We start from the raw sequence: 15317 nt of genomic DNA, 5'->3' as shown, positions 1-15317 counted from the left end.
GAATGAAGGCTTTGGTGCTATCCGGCGGTGCCGGAACCCGGCTGCGGCCGATCACCCACACATCGGCGAAACAGCTCGTACCGGTGGCGAACAAACCCGTGCTGTTCTACGGGCTCGAATCCCTTGCCGCCGCGGGCGTCACCGAGGTCGGGATGATCGTCGGCGACACCGCCGCCGAGATCGAGGAGGCGGTCGGCGACGGGTCGAAGTTCGGCCTGCGCGTCACCTACATCCCCCAGGAGCACCCGCTGGGCCTGGCCCACGCGGTGCTGATCGCGCACGAGTTCCTCGGCGACGACGACTTCGTCATGTACCTCGGCGACAACTTCATCGTCGGCGGCATCAGCGGACTGGTCGACGAGTTCCGCGAGACCCGCCCCGACGCCCAGATCCTCCTCACCCACGTGCCCAACCCGCGGGCCTTCGGTGTCGCCGAGCTCGACGCGGACGGCCAGGTGATCGGCCTGGAGGAGAAGCCGCAGGAGCCCAAGAGCGACCTCGCCCTGGTCGGCGTCTACCTCTTCACGCCCGCCATCCACGACGCCGTACGCGCCATCAAGCCGTCCTGGCGCGGCGAGCTGGAGATCACCCACGCCATCCAGCACCTCATCGACCAGCGCGCCGACGTGCGCTCCACGGTGATCAAGGGCTACTGGAAGGACACCGGCAACGTCGTCGACATGCTGGAGGTCAACCGGACCGTCCTGGAGGGCCAGGAGCCGCGCATCGACGGCGAGGTCGACGAGGCCAGCCAGATCGTCGGCCGCGTGGTCGTCGAGGCCGGTGCGCGCGTCACGAACTCCCGGATCGTCGGCCCGGCCGTGATCGGCGCCGGCACCGTCGTCAGCGACTCGTACGTGGGCCCCTTCACGTCCGTCGCCGAGAACTGCCGGATCACCGAGAGTGAGCTGGAGTTCTCCATAGTGCTGCGGGACTCCTCCATCGACGGGGTGGGCAGGATCGAGTCCTCGCTGATCGGCCGGCATGTCGAGGTGACCCCGGCAACCGGCACCCCCAGTGCCCACCGCCTCGTTCTCGGAGACCACAGCAAGGTGCAGATCCGTTCATGAATCTCCTCGTCACCGGCGCCGCCGGCTTCATAGGCTCCACGTATGTCCGCGGCCTGCTCGCCGCCGACGCGCCCGACGCGCCGCACATCACCGTGCTGGACAAGCTCACCTACGCGGGCACCCTGACGAACCTGCCCGAGTCGCATCCCCGGCTGACCTTCGTCCAGGGGGACATCTGCGACGCCGAGCTGGTCGACAAGCTCATGGCGGAGGCCGACCAGGTCGTGCACTTCGCGGCCGAGTCGCACGTCGACCGCTCCATCGACGGCGCCGGCGCGTTCGTCCGCACCAACGTGGTCGGCACCCAGACCCTCCTCGACGCGGCCCTGCGGCACGGCGTCGGCCCGTTCGTGCACGTCTCCACCGACGAGGTCTACGGCTCCATCGAGACCGGCTCCTGGCCCGAGAGCCACCCGCTCCAGCCGAACTCGCCGTACTCCGCCTCCAAGGCCTCCTCGGACCTGCTCGCGCTGGCCTTCCACCGCACCCACGGCCTGGACGTCCGCGTCACCCGCTGCTCCAACAACTACGGGCCGCACCAGTTCCCCGAGAAGGTCATCCCGCTCTTCGTGAGCAACCTCCTCGACGGCAAGAACGTGCCCCTCTACGGCGACGGCAGCAACGTCCGCGACTGGCTGCACGTCGAGGACCACTGCCAGGGCATCGACCTGGTCCGCACCGGCGGCCGGGCCGGCGAGGTCTACAACATCGGCGGCGGCACCGAGCTCAGCAACAAGGAGCTCACCGGGCTGCTCCTGGAGGCCTGCGGCGCCGACTGGGACCGCGTCGACCGCGTCGCCGACCGCAAGGGCCACGACCAGCGCTACTCCGTCGACTGGAGCAAGATCCACGACGAGCTGGGCTACACCCCCAAGCACGACTTCACCTCCGGCCTCGCCGACACCGTCGCCTGGTACCGCGACAACCGGGACTGGTGGGAGCCGCTCAAGGAGCGCGCCGCCCTGGAGTCCCGCAAGGAGCAGGAGAAGCACTGATGAAGTGGCTCGTCGCCGGAGCGGGCGGCATGCTCGGCCACGACGTGACCGAGGAACTCGCCCGCCGGGGTGAGGAGGTCGTGGCCCTCGGCCGCGCCGACCTCGACATCACCAGTGCCGACTCGGTGGCGTCGGCGCTCGCCGGGCACCGGCCCGACCTGGTGGTGAACTGCGCCGCGTACACGGCCGTCGACGACGCCGAGACCGACGAGGAGCGGGCCCTGCTGATCAACGGCGAGGGACCGCGCCTGCTGGCCCGCGCCGCCGCCCGGCACGGCGCCCGCCTCGTACACGTCTCGACCGACTACGTCTTCGACGGCGAGGCCCGCACCAGCCCGTACCCCGAGGACCACCCCACCGCCCCGCGCACCGCCTACGGGCGCACCAAGCTCGCGGGCGAGCGGGCCGTCCTGGAGGAACTCCCGGGCGCGAGCGCGGTGGTCCGCACGGCCTGGCTGTACGGCACGCACGGTAAGAACTTCGTGCGAACGATGATCGAGCTGGAGTCCCGCAGGGACACCCTCGACGTCGTCGACGACCAGCGCGGACAGCCCACCTGGAGCGCCGACCTGGCCGCCCGGATCGCCGACCTCGGCCCCCGCCTCGGCCGGGACGGGCGCGCGCACGGCGTCTTCCACGGCACCAACTCCGGTGCGGCCACCTGGTGCGAGCTGGCCCGGGAGGTGTTCCGCCTGCTCGGCGCCGACCCCGAGCGGGTACGCCCCACCACCAGCGAGGCGTTCGTCCGCCCGGCACCCCGCCCCGCCTACAGCGCCCTCGGGCACGACCGGTGGGCCGAGGCCGGTCTGGAACCGCTGCGGGACTGGCGGCAGGCCCTCGCGGAGGGGCTGCCGCTCATCCGCAAGGAGATGTCCGCATAAGGCACTTCGCACCAACGCGCCGCAGGGCGGCCGACGGCTCACCGAGCGTGTCGGCCGCCCTGCGGCGTATGGAAATACCGGAGCCCGCCGGTCTTTTTCACGGGCCGTCGTGTTCGCCCCTTGTGGACTGCCCCACGTCACTACGATGATGCTTTGAATGTCTTGTGGGCCGGGTAGGGAAAGGATTTGTCCCGCGATGTCGATGCGAGCCACCGTGAAGTCCGTGCTGGGTGAGAAGAATGTGCGGAACCTGCGACGACTGAAGCGGAGGCTGTCCGCCCGGTCGGCCCAGCCGGCCAAGCCTGCAAAGCCGACGGGGCTCGACGCGATCTCCGGCGATCTCAACAAACTCGCTCAGCACTTCAAGACCGACAAGTGGGGAATACACCGCTACACCCAGCACTACCAGCGCCACCTCGGACACCTGAGGAACGAGTCCTTCAACCTGCTGGAAATCGGCATTGGCGGCTACAACAGGGCAGGTCAGGGCGGTGCTTCCCTGCGGATGTGGAAGCAGTTCTTCCCGAAGGCGCAGATTTTCGGAATGGACATCCAGGACAAGTCATTTGTCGACGAGGACCGCATCACGACGTTCATCGGTGACCAGTCCGACCCGTCGTCGCTGAACTCGATCGTCGACAAGATCGGTGAGCTGGACGTCATCATCGACGACGGAAGCCACCGCAGTCCGCATGTGCTTACGACCTTCGCCACGCTCTTCCCGCGTCTCAAGGACGGTGGCATCTACATCGTCGAGGACACGCAGTCGTCGTACTGGCCCGAATGGCAGGGCAGCGAGGACCTCGACGCCGCGCACACCAGTATGGGGATGCTGAAGCGACTGACGGACGGGCTGAATTACGAAGAATTCGTGACCGAGAACTACCAGCCGACGTACACGGACCTCAATGTGGTCGGCGTGCACTTCTACCACAACCTGGTGATCATCGAAAAAGGCCGGAATGCCGAGGGCAGCAACAAGCGGAGCGCGCTGAAGCAGCGCTACGCGAAGTCCTGACACCGCACAGCCCACCGGGGAGCCGGGCCACGGCCCGGCTCCCCGGCGCGGTCAGCCGCGCAACTGCTCGTAGTAGGCCACGCAGTCCGCGTACGACGGCAGCAGCCCGGACGCCATGGCCTCGGCCAGCGACGGCGCCTCGGCGTCCTTCTCCGACAGCACCGGCTCCAGGCCCTCGGGCCACTCGATGCCCAGCTCGGGGTCGAGCGGGTCGATGCCGTGCTCGCGGCCCGGCGCGTACCCGGCCGAGCACAGGTACACCACGGTGGCGTCGTCGGTCAGCGCCATGAACGAGTGGCCGAGGCCCTCCGCGAGGAACACGGCGTGCTGGTTCGCGTCGTCCAGCCGGACCGCCTCCCAGCGGCCGAAGGTGGGGGAGCCCACCCGGATGTCCACGATCACGTCCAGCACGGCCCCGCGCACGCACTTGACGTACTTGGACTGGCTCGGCGGCACATCGGCGAAGTGGATGCCACGCAGCACGCCCCGCCGGGAGACCGAGCAGTTGGCCTGCGCGAGGTCGAGGTCGTAGCCGAGGGCCTCACGGAACTCCCCGGCCCTGAACCACTCGTGGAAGCTGCCCCGGTCGTCGGGGAAGAGCTTGGGCTCCTGGACCCAGGCGCCTTCGATGCTCAGCGGTCGCACGGTTCTTACTTGCCTTCCTGTCGTGCGGGCTTCCTGCCCCTGCCCAGGGCCCTGACCAGCGCGCGGCGCACCGGCAGCGGGAGCTTGCGGGCCAGTCGGCGGGCGACGCCAGGCCGGGCCTTCGGCCGGGGCGCGGCGGCGGCCTTGGCCTTCTTCGGAGCCGGCTTGGCGATCTTCAGGCCCTCGGGGGAGTTGCGGACGACGAGCGGCAGCGTGAAGAAGCGCGGCTCGGCGGCGTCCGCGACCAGGCACAGGGCGATCCGCCAGCCGCCCTGCTGCAGCGACCGCACCGGCAGCGGGGCGTCCAGCACGGCTCCGCCGCCCTCGGCGGGCGACAGCGTGGCCGGCACCTCCAGCACCTCGGCGGGGGGGTTCGGGCCGGGCCGGCGGCCCCCCGCCCTGTCGTCGCCGGCGGGGGGGGGGGGGGGCGCCGCGCGGCGCCCGGGCCCGGCGGCGGTGAAGTCCTCGGGCCGGAACTCGCCGAAGCCCAGCCGCTTGCCCGCCTGGTCGATGTCCAGGGCGAAGTTGTTCTTGACCGTCCAGTACGGCAGCACCCGGTGGCCGCCGACGACACCGGGGACGGGCAGCGCGGGGAGCGGGTCCTTGGACACCGGGAACAGCCGGTGCTCGCGCGTCCAGCCGCCGATCGTCAGGCGCACGAACGCGTCCCACAGCCCGGGCGGCAGCGGGGTACCGCTGGCCGCGGTGGCCGGGCCCACGGTGGCGGTGGCCTTCACGACCAGGCGGACGCGGTCCGGCTCGCCCTCCACGGGCAGCGTCTCGCGGGTGATCTCGACCGGCTGGAAGAACTGGGCGTGCGTCTCGCGCTCGCGCATCATCAGGTCGACCCTGGCCCTCGCGAAGCGGGCGGCGGTGCCGCGCTCCAGCCGGGCGATCGCGTCCGCGGCCGTGGCGGCCGGGCCCTCGGGCTCGGCGCCCGAGGTGTCGGCCGGGTAGGTCTTGGGCGCACCGTCGACGGCGTACTCGGCGCTGAACTCGATCTTCAGGGCGTCGCCGTCCCAGGTGACGCCCTGCGCGGCCGTCGAGGGGGCGATGGCCGCCTCCCACTCGGCGACGGCGAGCACGTCCTCGTAGCGGCCGGCGCCGGCCAGCTCGGTGACCACTCGGTGGGCCGGCTCCAGCAGGGCGAACACGGAGGGGCCCATGCGCTCGGCGATCACCTTGTGGATCTCGTCGAAGAGCTCCCTGCGGTAGTCGTCCGGCAGCTTCAGGAACCGGTTGCCGCGCAGCCGCTCGCCCATCTCGCTGCGCAGCCAGCGGCGGAACATGAGGTCGCGCCGGTGGCCGGGCTCGGTGTAGCGCTCGACGACGTCGAGGGCCTCACGGAGGTTCGCGAAGTAGCCGACCGGGTCGAAGCGCTGGAAGCCGGCGTTGGAGGCGTCGTCGCGCTTGAGGTGGTAGTAGCAGACGTAGTCGCTGAGCACGGAGATGTTCGACGCGCGCAGGTACGCCTCGGCGACGAAGACGTGGTCCTCCAGCCGCCTGCGGCCCTCGGGGAAGCGCAGCCCGATGCGGTCCAGGAAGGACCGGCGCAGCATCTTGTGCGGGGTCAGGCTGTCCATCAGCGGGGCGTTCTCGACGGTGGCCCGCGGGTGGTTGCGGCGGAACAGCTCCACCGGCACCGGGCGGCCCTTGCCGGCCATCTTGCCGATGATCAGGTCGGCCTCGTTCTCGACGCCGTAGTTGTACATCCGCTCCAGGGCCTCGTCGCCCAGGAAGTCGTCGTTGTCGACGAACATCACGAACTCGCCCTTGGAGGCGGCGATGCCCACGTTGCGGGGCTTGCCGGACCAGCCGGAGGGCTCCTGGTGGATGACGTGCACGTGCGGGTGCTCGGCGGCGACGGCGTCGAGCCGGGCCGGTGTCTCGTCGCTGGACCCGTCGTCCACGAAGATCACTTCGTACTCGTCGCTCGGCAGCGACTGCCGCAGCACCGAGGCGATGCAGTCCTCGATATAGGGCCCCGGGTTGTACACAGGGACGACAACACTGACTTTGACCGGCATCCGGCTTCCTAGCCCCCTGGGATAAGCCGCCCATTTGCCTGGACGGCATCTACATGTGGGCGAATGCTAACCCGGCCCTGTCCTCGGGCGGATCCCGCCTTCGGGTAAGACCGGGTTGTGAAGCGTTATCCGTGCGTCAAAAGGCCTGCTCAGCGGCGGTCTCGGCCGTGGCCCGAGCCGTGGTGCCGGTCGTGGTCAGGGTTGCGGTCTCAGCCATGGGTCTTGGCGAGGAGCTCCAGGACCTCCGCCGTGCTGCCGGACTCGCCGAGCCGCGGGAAGATCCGCTCGACGCTGCCCCGGTGCGCCTCGGCGTCGGCGTCGGCCATGGCGTCCGTGGCCAGCGTCACGTGGTAGCCGTGCGCGTAGGCGTCGCGGGCGGTGGACTCCACGCCGATGCTGGTGGCGATGCCGGTCAGCACGATCTGGGTGACGCCCCGGCGGCGCAGCTGGACGTCCAGGCCGGTGCCGTGGAAGGCGCTCCAGTTGTGCTTGGTGACGTGGATGTCGCCGTCGCGGCCGGCGAGCTCGTCGACGACGACGTCCCAGCCCTCCGGGAAGGCGAGGCCGCGCGCCTGGCGCTCGGTGCGGCCCGGGACGGCGTCGGCGAAGTCGGCGGCGAAGGAGACCCGGACCAGGACCACGGGCAGGTCCCGGGCGCGGAAGGCGTCGGCGAGCTCCACCGTGCGGGCCACCACCTCGGGGCCGGTGTGCGGCTGGGTGGGCATGCCCACGATGCCCTGCTGGAGGTCGATGACGACAAGGGCGGTGCGCGGGTCGAGCGTGCTCAGAGACATGGGGTGGATCAGGCCTTTCGGGGGGCTTGACGGGGTTGGGGGGTGAGCCGGGCCAGCGAGCGGTCCGGCAGGGTGATCGCCAGCAGCAGTGCCGAGCCGGCGAGCATGAACAGGGCCAGGCCGTGCAGCCCGCCCGTGTCGGCGCGGTGCGGGTAGAACGCCGCGGTGGCGGCGGAGGCACCCAGCGCGCCGAGGTACATGAAGGTGCGCAGCAGTCCGGCGGCGGAACCGATCCGCTCCGGGTCGGCCTGCCGGTACAGCGCGGTCTGCGCGGCGAGTCCGAGCAGCCCCTGCGGTACGCCGAGCAGCGCGCCGACCGCCAGCAGCAGCCAGACCGGGCTGCCGGCGCCGACCAGCAGCAGGGCCGCGCAGCCCGCGATCTGCAGTACGGAGCCGATCACCAGCTTGGAGCGGACGGCCTCCCGGCGTCCGGTGAGCGTGGCGGTGACGAGCGCGGCGACCGACAGCGGCAGCAGCGCGAGCCCGGCGGTGGAGGCGCCGAGTCCGCGGCCCTGCTCCAGCCACTGCGTGTAGCCGTACAGGAAGGCGTACGAGGTGGTGTACGCGAGGAACTGGCGCACATACGTGACGATGAGCGGGCCGTTGCCGCCGAGGACCCGCAGGTCGACGAACGGGTCGGGCACCCGCAGCTCCCGGGCGGCGAAGACGGCGGCCGCGACCGCGGTCAGCGCCGGCAGGTACCAGCGGTCCGGCCGCGGGCTCATCAGGAACAGCATCAGCGAGACCAGCAGGACGGCGAACAGGGCCATGCCGGCCAGGTCCATGCGCTGCCGGTGCCGGGAGGTCGCGGTCCTCGGCAGCCACCTCACGCCGAGGACCAGGCAGGCGGCGGAGAGCGGCACGTTGACGGTGAACACCAGGTGCCAGCCGCCGGCGCCGATCAGAATCCCGCCCAGGGTCGGGCCGATCACGGACACGGTCTGGGCGGACACGGCGAGCGCGGTCAGCACCCCGGCCGGGCTGTCCTGCCCGGTGCGCTCGGCCTCGCTGCGGGTCAGCCGCATCGCCGCCGGATAGGCCGCCGAGGTGCCGAAGCCGAGCAGCACCCGCGCCGCGATCAGCACGCCCAGCGAGGGCGCCAGCGCACCCATCAGCCCGGCGACGCCCACCAGGCCCGTACCGGCGAGGTAGAGCCGGCGCGGCCCGTACATGTCCACGAGCCGGCCGATCACCGGCTGCCCCACGGCGGTCGCCAGGTACAGCGCGGTCACCAGCCACACCGTCTCGGCGGGCGGGGCCCCGAAGGCGATGCCGATCGGCACCAGGGCCACCGCGATCATCGAGGAGTTGATCGGGTTGAGTACGGAACCCAGGACCATCGGCGCGATCAGCCGCCGGTCGAATCCGGCGGGGGCCGGGCGGGTGTCCTCGCGGGTGCCTGCGGTGAGCCTCGGTATCACGGGCGGGACAGCCGTTCCAGCAGCTCGATCGCGGTGAGCAGGGCCCGCCGCTCGTCCTCGGTGTACCGGTCCTGGAAGGCGCGGGCCAGCCACTCGTCGCGCGCCTGCCGGTTGCCCTCGACACGGGCCTGGCCGGCCTCGGTCAGGGTGACCAGCTGGCGACGGCCGTCGGTCGGGTCGGGGCTGCGGCGGATCAGCCCCTGCTGGTCGAGCGCGGCCAGCGTGGCCGCCATCGACTGCGGGCGCACCCCTTCGGCGGAGGCCAGCGCACTGGCCGTGGCCGCGCCGTGCTTCGACACCAGGGTGAGGGCCGACTCCTGGGACGGGGTGAGGTCCGCGTCCTGGGCGACCTCGCGGATACGGCGGCGCATCCTGCTGAACATCACGCGCAGGTCGCGTGCCGCGCGGGTCGCGGAATCGGAGATCTCTGCCATGCGCCCACCGTAGAACCGTCAGCCGGAACTGTCCAGTCGGGACTGTTAAGTCTGGACTGAAGACCTCGACGGGGGCCCTTGGCCTACGCTGGCCGGGTGCGCCTGCTCCTGACCTCCGACACGCACCTCCCGCTGCGCGCCAGGCGGCTCCCCGACCAGCTCCTCGCCGAGCTCCCGCGCGCGGACGTCGTGCTGCACGCCGGCGACTGGGTCGACGAGGCCACCCTCGACCTGCTCGAGAGCCGAAGCCGCCGCCTCATCGGGGTGTACGGCAACAACGACGGCCCCGGCCTGCGCGCCCGGCTCCCCGAGGTCGCCCATGCCGACCTGGGCGGCCTGCGCTTCGGGGTGATCCACGAGACCGGCCCCGCTCAGGGCCGCGAGGCCCGCTGCGCCGCCCGCTTCCCGGACCTGGACGTCCTGGTCTTCGGGCACAGCCACATCCCGTGGGACAGCACGGCCCCGGGCGGCCTGCGGCTGCTCAACCCCGGCTCTCCGACCGACCGCCGCCGCCAGCCCCACTGCACCTACCTCACCGCGACCGTCGCCGACGGCGCCCTCACCGAGGTGACACTCCACCGGCTGCCGCCGCGCCGGCCGGCGCCGTGACAGGACGCACGGATGATCTCCGGGAGACCCGTCAGGGTGCGATCCCGACCCCGTCGATCCCGCTCCACCGCTTCTCCTGCGCCGCCGTCATGGCGGGCCAGTGCAGCCCGCCCGGCCGTGGCCGGACCCGGGAGGCGTAGGAGGCGGGGCGGAACTCCGGGTCGTAGAAGCAGCCCGTGGCATAGGTCCGGTCGAACGCGGCGCACGAGTCCGCGATCGTGCCGGGCGTCGGCTTCCGGCCCGTGCGCACCCAACCGTCCAGTGCCGCGATCGAGTCGGCGTACTCCGCGTCGCTCAGCGCACTGTGCTCGGACTCGTGGGTGAACGTCTGCACGAGGTAGCGGTCCCGGTGCGCGCCGCGCAGGGTGGCCCGGTAGGCCGCCTCGTGCTCCACGAACGCCGTCGGATCGTCGATCGCGTGCATTGTGAGCACCGGGATCGACACCTTGCCGGTGAGATCACTGTCGTAGGACAGGTCGCGTACCGCCGTCGGGTCGGCGCCGAACCGCTCGACCCCGGCGTTGAGCGCCTCGTCGTCGTGCGACCCGGAGTACCGAACGCCCTGGTTCGAGAACGGGTTACGGTCGCCGAGCCGGTCGTGCACGATGTCCCGGAACGTGAAGACCGCGAACCGCAGATGCGACTCCAGGGTGCGCTCGGGGACACCGGTGACGGCGAGGATGTCGTCGAGGTTGCGCTGCTGGAGGGCGGTGCGCTCCTGCGGGGCCGAGGCGTAGCCCGTGCACTCCTGGAGCCGGGCGCGCAGTCCGGCCGTCGTCAGCGTCGAGTCCGCGCGCAGGCCCTGCCACAGCGGGTACTGGGGTTCGGTCGGCCGGGGCATGTTGCGGCAGTAGTACTGGTAGACGACGCGGAGGTCGACGCGGTAGTCGTACCCGCGGGACCCGCCGCCGAGGACACCGCTGGTGAGCAGCGCCCCGTCGTACGGTCCGCCCCGGCGGCCGTACACCTCGACGACCTTGGCGGCGACGTCCCCGCCCCAGGACTGGCCGTGCACATACGTCCGCCGCGGCTTCCCGAAGTTCGCGACGAACAGCCGGCGCACGTTCTCGGTGTCCTCGGCGGCCATGCGGGTGCCGTAACCGCCCCTGCGGTACGACGAACCCGCCCAGGCGTACCCCTCCTTCACCATCACCGACCAGCGGGCCAGGTCGTCGACGCTGCGCGCCGGGTCCGAGCCGGTGCCGAGGTCGGGGCCGCCGTGGGCGTGCACGACCAGGGAGCCGTTCCAGTGCTCGGGGACGGCGATGGCGTAGTAGGCGCCGTGCGCGTCCTGGCCGGTGTAACAGGTGGCTTTGCCGTCGAGTTCCGCCGGGCAGGAGACGGCGGCCGGCGGTGGTGGTGTCTCCGCCTGTGCGGGAGGGGCTCCGGCGAAGGCGGCGGTGAGGGCCGCCGCCAGCGAGGCGAGCAGTCCGGTACGCCGGTGGCGGCTGGTCCGGCGGACGCGTACGGGGGTTCTCGACCTGTCCAAGGCGCGGCTCCCTGTCCTCGGCGGCGCTCCTTCGCGCCGTCCGCGGCGATGCTAGGGAGCGGGCCGGGACCGGAACCATGGCTAGGGCGTTGTGTTCATAGTGTTCGGCGGACGGAACACGTCATCGGTGCCGGGCGCGATGCCGCCGGCGCAGCCGTGCCGCCGCCACCGTGAGCACGGCGAGCACGGCGGCCACCGCGGCGGCCCGCTTGGCCACCGGCACCCCGGCCGTACGCAGCAGGTCGAGCGGCTGTGCCGGTACGGCGTCCCCGAAGTCCTCGCCCGGCGGCTCCGGTTCGCCGCCGGAGGCGGGCGGCCGCTCGGCCAGCCGGGCCGCCAGACAGTCCGCGAACTGCCCCACCAGCCGGTCGCCGACCTCCGACAGGACCCCGCGCCCGAACTGCGCGGGGCGGCCGGTCACCGTGAGGTCGGTGCGGACCGACACCGCCGTACCGCCGTCGCGTTCGGCGAGCGTCGCGGTGACCGTCGCCCGGGCCGTGCCCTGCCCGCGGGTCTCCCGGCCGCTCGCCACCAGCACCATCCGGTGCGCCGACCCGTCCTGCTCCTCGAAGACCGCCGTGCCCCGGTAGGTCACCGTGACCGGGCCGACCCTGACCTTCACCGAGCCCCTCACCGTCCTGCCGTCGTAGTCCTCGACCACCGCGCCCGGCAGGCACGGCGCGACCCGTTCGATGTCGAGGAGCGCGTGCCAGGCGTCGTCGACCGGGACGGGGACGGTGAACTCGTGGCGCAGTTCCATGACTCACTCCTCCTGGCGGTCAGCGGACGGCGGGTGCGTGGATGGCGCCGGTGGTCGTGGCCAGGGGCGCACCGCTGCCGCCCCAGCGCAGGGCCACGATCTCGGCGGCGACGGACACGGCGACCTCCTCGGGGGTACGGGCGCCGAGGTCGAGGCCCAGCGGCGAGCGCAGCCGGGACAGTTCGGCCTCGGTGAGACCGGCCCCGGCCAGCCGCGCGCGCCGCTCCTCGTGGGTCCTGCGGCTGCCCATCGCCCCGATGTAGGCGGCAGGCCGGCGCAGCGCCTCCTCCAGCAGCGGCACGTCGAACTTCGGATCGTGGGTGAGGACGCAGATCACCGTGCGCTCGTCGGTGTCCGTGCCGCTCAGGTAGCGGTGCGGCCAGTCGACGACGACCTCGACGGCGGCCGGGAAGCGTTTGGGCGTGGCGAAGACCGGGCGGGCGTCGCAGACGGTGACCCGGTAGCCGAGGAAGTCTCCGATGCGGGCCACCGCGGCCGCGTAGTCGATGGCGCCGAACACCAGCATCCGGGGCGGTGGCGCGAACGACTGGAGAAACACGGTGACCGTGTCCTCGCGGCGCTCGCCGTGCGGGCCGTAGTGCCTCAGCACCGAGGCGCCGAGCGCGAGTTCACCGCGCGCGTCCGCGGTGACGGCGACGTCCAGGCCGCCCGCGCCGAGGCTGCCGGCCGCCCGGTCCGGCCAGACGGCGAGCGTGGCCCCCTGCGATGCGGGTCCGTCCACCACCGTGGCCATGGTCACCGGCTCGCCCGCGGCGACCGAACCGGCGACCGCGCCGAACGCCGGGTCGGAGCCGGCGGTCACCGGCCGGACCAGCAGGGTGATCTCGCCTCCGCAGGTCAGCCCGACCGCGAACGCGTCCTCGTCGCTGTAGCCGAAGGTCTGCAACGACGGCTCGCCGGTCGCGACGACCTCCTGCGCCAGTTCGAAGACGGCCCCCTCGACACAGCCGCCGGACACGCTGCCCACCACCTCGTCGTCCGGCCCCACGGCCATGGCCGCACCGGGTCCGCGCGGCGCGCTGCGGCTGACCGCGACCACCGTGGCGAGACCGAACGGGACCCCGGCCGCGTGCCAGCCGGCCAGCGTCGGCAGAATCTCACGCACCATCCGCTCCCTTCCCCGGCGCGACACCGGCCCGCGCCCCGCGGACCACCGCCGCGAGCCGCTCAAGGGCCGCCAGGCTGTGCCCCGCCACGAAGGCGTCGACGCTGGGCAGCGCCGCCGCCATCCCGGCCGCCAGCGGCGCGTAACCGGGCCGCGCCTTGCGCGGGTTCGCCCACACCACCTGGTGCGCCAGGCCGTGCAGCCGGCGCATCTGCTGCCCGAGCAGCTCCGGATCGCCGCGCTCCCAGCCGTCCGAGAGCAGGACCACGATCGCGCCCCGCGCCATGCCGCGCTGCCCCCACCGGTTCAGGAACTCGCGCAGCAGCTCGCCGAGGCGGGTGCCGCCGCGCCAGTCGGGCACGGCCGCCGCGACCTCCGCCATCGCCAGATCGGGGTCCCGGTGCGACAGTTCGCGGGTCACCCGGGTCAGCCGGGTGCCGACGGTGAACACCTCCGTGCGGCCCGCGCGCACCGCCGCGTGCGCGAACCGCAGCAGCGCGTCGGCGTACGGCCCCATCGAGCCGCTCACGTCGACGAGCAGCACCACCCGGCGCGGCCGCGCCACCCGCGCATGCCGCCGCAGCAGTGCCGGTTCCCCGCCGCGCCGCAGCAACTCCCGTACCGTGCGGCGCGGGTCGACCTCCCCGCGCCGGGCGGGCCGCCGCCGCGCCGAGCGCCGGGTCTGCCCCTCCAGCGTGAACGCGGCCAGCAGACGGCGCAGTTGGGCCCGCTCGGCGGGGTCCAGCTCGGTGACGTCACGGTGCCGCAGCACCTCGGCGGAGCTGGCGAGGGCGGCGGTGGGCGGGCCCGGCGGCTCGCTCTCGCCACGGGCACCGGGTGCCCCGGCCGCCTCCCGCACGACGAGCCGCAGCCGCGGCGGCGGAGCGGTGCGCACCGGCTGCCGGGCGGGTGCGCAGGCCGCTCCGAAGTACGCGGCGAACACCCGCTCGTACCGCTCCAGGTCGTCATGGCCGCCGCACAGCGTCGCCCGCCCCGCCCAGTACACGTCCGGGCGCATCCCCGGCCGCAGCGCGGCCACGGCGCGCAGGAACGCGTACCCGCGCTCGGCGCTCGCGTCCACCCCAGCCGCCCGCAACGCCCGTACGAAACCGAGCAGTACGGCATCCGCCGGCACCCCGGCCGTCCTCGGTGGCGACGCGCCCATGCCCGGTCACCCGCCCCGGGCCGCGAGGACCGCCGAGAGGTCGAGCCCCCGGGCCCGCTCGGTGTCCTCCCGGTACTTCAGCACCGAACCCAGCGTCGCCACGGCCAGTTCCGCGTCCACCTCGCTCGCCCCCAGCGCGTCCAGCGCCTCCGCCCAGTCCAGCGTCTCGGCCACCCCTGGCGGTTTGACCAGGTCCGTGCCGCGCAGCGCCTGCACCAGCGCGGTGACCTGCTCGGCCAGCCGGGCCGACACCTGCGGCAACCGGCTGCGCACGATGGCCAGTTCGCGGGCGAAGGACGGGTGGTCGAACCAGTGGTAGAGGCAGCGCCGCTTCAGCGCGTCGTGCACCTCGCGGGTCCGGTTCGAGGTCAGGACCACCACCGGCGGCACCTCGGCCCGCAGTGTGCCCAGCTCGGGGATGGTGACCGAGTACTCGGACAGCAGCTCAAGCAGGAACGCCTCGAACTCGTCGTCGGCCCGGTCGATCTCGTCGACCAGCAGGACCGACGGGTGCTGCTGGAGCGCCAGCAGCAGCGGCCGGGCGATCAGGAAGCGCCGGTCGTACAGCTCGCTCTCCAGCCGGTCCGCGTCCTGCACACCCGCCGCCTCGGCGGCTCTCAGGTGCAGCAGCTGACGGGGGAAGTCCCAGTCGTACAGGGCCTGGGAGGCGTCGATGCCCTCGTGGCACTGGAGCCGGATCAGCGGTGCGCCCAGCGCCTCGGCGAGGGCGGCGGCGAGCGCGGTCTTGCCCACGCCGGCGTCACCCTCGCAGAACAGCGGCCGGTGCAGTCTCAGGGCCAGGAAGCAGGTGACGGACAGCCCTTCGTCGACGAGGTACCCCGTCTCCGCCAGGCGGGCCCCCACCTGCTCAGGGTCGTCCATC

Annotated in this window: 15 protein-coding genes; 5 read left to right on the top strand and 10 right to left on the bottom strand. The window is 72.7% G+C overall.

From position 1 onward, the window contains the following. The first annotated feature begins 2 nt into the window (after positions 1 to 2). The 4 genes from KVT45_RS04015 (at position 3) to KVT45_RS04000 (ending at position 3964) form a co-directional block, all read left to right on the top strand. Positions 3 to 1070, top strand: coding sequence for a glucose-1-phosphate thymidylyltransferase (locus tag KVT45_RS04015; protein ID WP_217545061.1), 1068 nt, complete (start codon positions 3 to 5; stop codon positions 1068 to 1070). After that, a complete protein-coding gene (gene rfbB / locus KVT45_RS04010; protein WP_217545060.1) occupies positions 1067 to 2065 on the top strand; it encodes a dTDP-glucose 4,6-dehydratase in 999 nt (332 codons plus the stop codon). Before KVT45_RS04015 ends, rfbB begins: the two co-directional genes overlap by 4 nt. Next, a complete protein-coding gene (rfbD, locus tag KVT45_RS04005) occupies positions 2065 to 2946 on the top strand; it encodes a dTDP-4-dehydrorhamnose reductase (protein WP_217545059.1) in 882 nt (293 codons plus the stop codon). Before rfbB ends, rfbD begins: the two co-directional genes overlap by 1 nt. 196 nt (positions 2947 to 3142) lie before the next feature. After that, positions 3143 to 3964 carry a class I SAM-dependent methyltransferase gene (locus tag KVT45_RS04000; RefSeq protein ID WP_217545058.1) on the top strand — a complete coding sequence of 274 codons (822 nt, stop codon included), beginning with the start codon at positions 3143 to 3145 and terminating at the stop codon, positions 3962 to 3964. Positions 3965 to 4015: 51 nt separating this feature from the next. On the opposite strand, the gene rfbC is transcribed toward KVT45_RS04000, so the two are convergent. From rfbC to KVT45_RS03975, 5 genes are all read right to left on the bottom strand, one after another. Next, the gene (rfbC, locus tag KVT45_RS03995) at positions 4016 to 4609 is read right to left on the bottom strand and encodes a dTDP-4-dehydrorhamnose 3,5-epimerase (RefSeq protein ID WP_217545057.1); all 594 of its coding nucleotides are present in this window, start codon (positions 4607 to 4609) and stop codon (positions 4016 to 4018) included. A gap of 5 nt (positions 4610 to 4614) precedes the next feature. Further along, positions 4615 to 6636, bottom strand: a complete 2022-nt coding sequence (locus tag KVT45_RS03990; protein WP_217545056.1) for a glycosyltransferase family A protein — start codon at positions 6634 to 6636, stop codon at positions 4615 to 4617. A 209-nt stretch (positions 6637 to 6845) separates the two neighbouring features. Beyond that, positions 6846 to 7430 (bottom strand): hydrolase, encoded by a 585-nt coding sequence (locus KVT45_RS03985; RefSeq protein WP_217545055.1) that lies wholly within the window; start codon positions 7428 to 7430, stop codon positions 6846 to 6848. An 8-nt stretch (positions 7431 to 7438) separates the two neighbouring features. Further along, a complete protein-coding gene (locus tag KVT45_RS03980) occupies positions 7439 to 8851 on the bottom strand; it encodes an MFS transporter (RefSeq protein WP_308310638.1) in 1413 nt (470 codons plus the stop codon). Beyond that, complete coding sequence (locus KVT45_RS03975) at positions 8848 to 9285, bottom strand: MarR family winged helix-turn-helix transcriptional regulator (RefSeq protein ID WP_217545054.1); 438 nt, start codon at positions 9283 to 9285, stop codon at positions 8848 to 8850. The genes KVT45_RS03980 and KVT45_RS03975 overlap by 4 nt, the downstream gene beginning before the upstream one ends. 96 nt (positions 9286 to 9381) lie before the next feature. Between KVT45_RS03975 and KVT45_RS03970 the strand changes: the two genes are divergently transcribed. Beyond that, positions 9382 to 9894: a metallophosphoesterase gene (locus tag KVT45_RS03970; RefSeq protein WP_217545053.1), complete on the top strand. Its 513-nt coding sequence runs from the start codon at positions 9382 to 9384 to the stop codon at positions 9892 to 9894. 31 nt (positions 9895 to 9925) lie between these two features. On the opposite strand, the gene KVT45_RS03965 is transcribed toward KVT45_RS03970, so the two are convergent. From KVT45_RS03965 to KVT45_RS03945, 5 genes are all read right to left on the bottom strand, one after another. Next, a complete protein-coding gene (locus KVT45_RS03965; protein WP_254646332.1) occupies positions 9926 to 11323 on the bottom strand; it encodes a hypothetical protein in 1398 nt (465 codons plus the stop codon). Between the two features lie 181 nt (positions 11324 to 11504). Continuing rightward, on the bottom strand, positions 11505 to 12143 hold the full coding sequence (locus KVT45_RS03960) for an SRPBCC family protein (RefSeq protein WP_217545051.1): 639 nt from the start codon (positions 12141 to 12143) through the stop codon (positions 11505 to 11507). Positions 12144 to 12162: 19 nt separating this feature from the next. After that, the gene (locus KVT45_RS03955; protein ID WP_217545050.1) at positions 12163 to 13269 is read right to left on the bottom strand and encodes an XdhC/CoxI family protein; all 1107 of its coding nucleotides are present in this window, start codon (positions 13267 to 13269) and stop codon (positions 12163 to 12165) included. Next, the gene (locus KVT45_RS03950; protein ID WP_217545049.1) at positions 13262 to 14434 is read right to left on the bottom strand and encodes a VWA domain-containing protein; all 1173 of its coding nucleotides are present in this window, start codon (positions 14432 to 14434) and stop codon (positions 13262 to 13264) included. The genes KVT45_RS03955 and KVT45_RS03950 overlap by 8 nt, the downstream gene beginning before the upstream one ends. Positions 14435 to 14440: 6 nt before the next feature. After that, on the bottom strand, positions 14441 to 15316 hold the full coding sequence (locus tag KVT45_RS03945) for a MoxR family ATPase (RefSeq protein WP_254646282.1): 876 nt from the start codon (positions 15314 to 15316) through the stop codon (positions 14441 to 14443). Position 15317 lies beyond the last annotated feature (1 nt).

This window comes from Streptomyces sp. GbtcB6 (genome assembly GCF_019091475.1).
GTDB classification, from domain to species: Bacteria; Actinomycetota; Actinomycetes; order Streptomycetales; family Streptomycetaceae; genus Streptomyces; species Streptomyces hyaluromycini.
The sequence above is the reverse complement of the archived record's forward strand: the minus strand, read 5'-3'. Positions and strand labels throughout refer to the sequence as shown.

Excerpts from the sequence above, each read along its gene's own strand:
- KVT45_RS04015 (WP_217545061.1), top strand. The coding sequence starts at position 3 with ATGAAGGCTTTGGTGCTATCCGGCGGTGCCGGAACCCGGCTGCGGCCG.
- rfbB (WP_217545060.1), top strand. The coding sequence starts at position 1,067 with ATGAATCTCCTCGTCACCGGCGCCGCCGGCTTCATAGGCTCCACGTAT.
- rfbD (WP_217545059.1), top strand. The coding sequence starts at position 2,065 with ATGAAGTGGCTCGTCGCCGGAGCGGGCGGCATGCTCGGCCACGACGTG.
- KVT45_RS04000 (WP_217545058.1), top strand. The coding sequence starts at position 3,143 with ATGTCGATGCGAGCCACCGTGAAGTCCGTGCTGGGTGAGAAGAATGTG.
- KVT45_RS03990 (WP_217545056.1), bottom strand. The coding sequence starts at position 6,636 with ATGCCGGTCAAAGTCAGTGTTGTCGTCCCTGTGTACAACCCGGGGCCC.
- KVT45_RS03985 (WP_217545055.1), bottom strand. The coding sequence starts at position 7,430 with ATGTCTCTGAGCACGCTCGACCCGCGCACCGCCCTTGTCGTCATCGAC.
- KVT45_RS03975 (WP_217545054.1), bottom strand. The coding sequence starts at position 9,285 with ATGGCAGAGATCTCCGATTCCGCGACCCGCGCGGCACGCGACCTGCGC.
- KVT45_RS03960 (WP_217545051.1), bottom strand. The coding sequence starts at position 12,143 with ATGGAACTGCGCCACGAGTTCACCGTCCCCGTCCCGGTCGACGACGCC.
- KVT45_RS03950 (WP_217545049.1), bottom strand. The coding sequence starts at position 14,434 with ATGGGCGCGTCGCCACCGAGGACGGCCGGGGTGCCGGCGGATGCCGTA.
- KVT45_RS03945 (WP_254646282.1), bottom strand. The coding sequence starts at position 15,316 with ATGGACGACCCTGAGCAGGTGGGGGCCCGCCTGGCGGAGACGGGGTAC.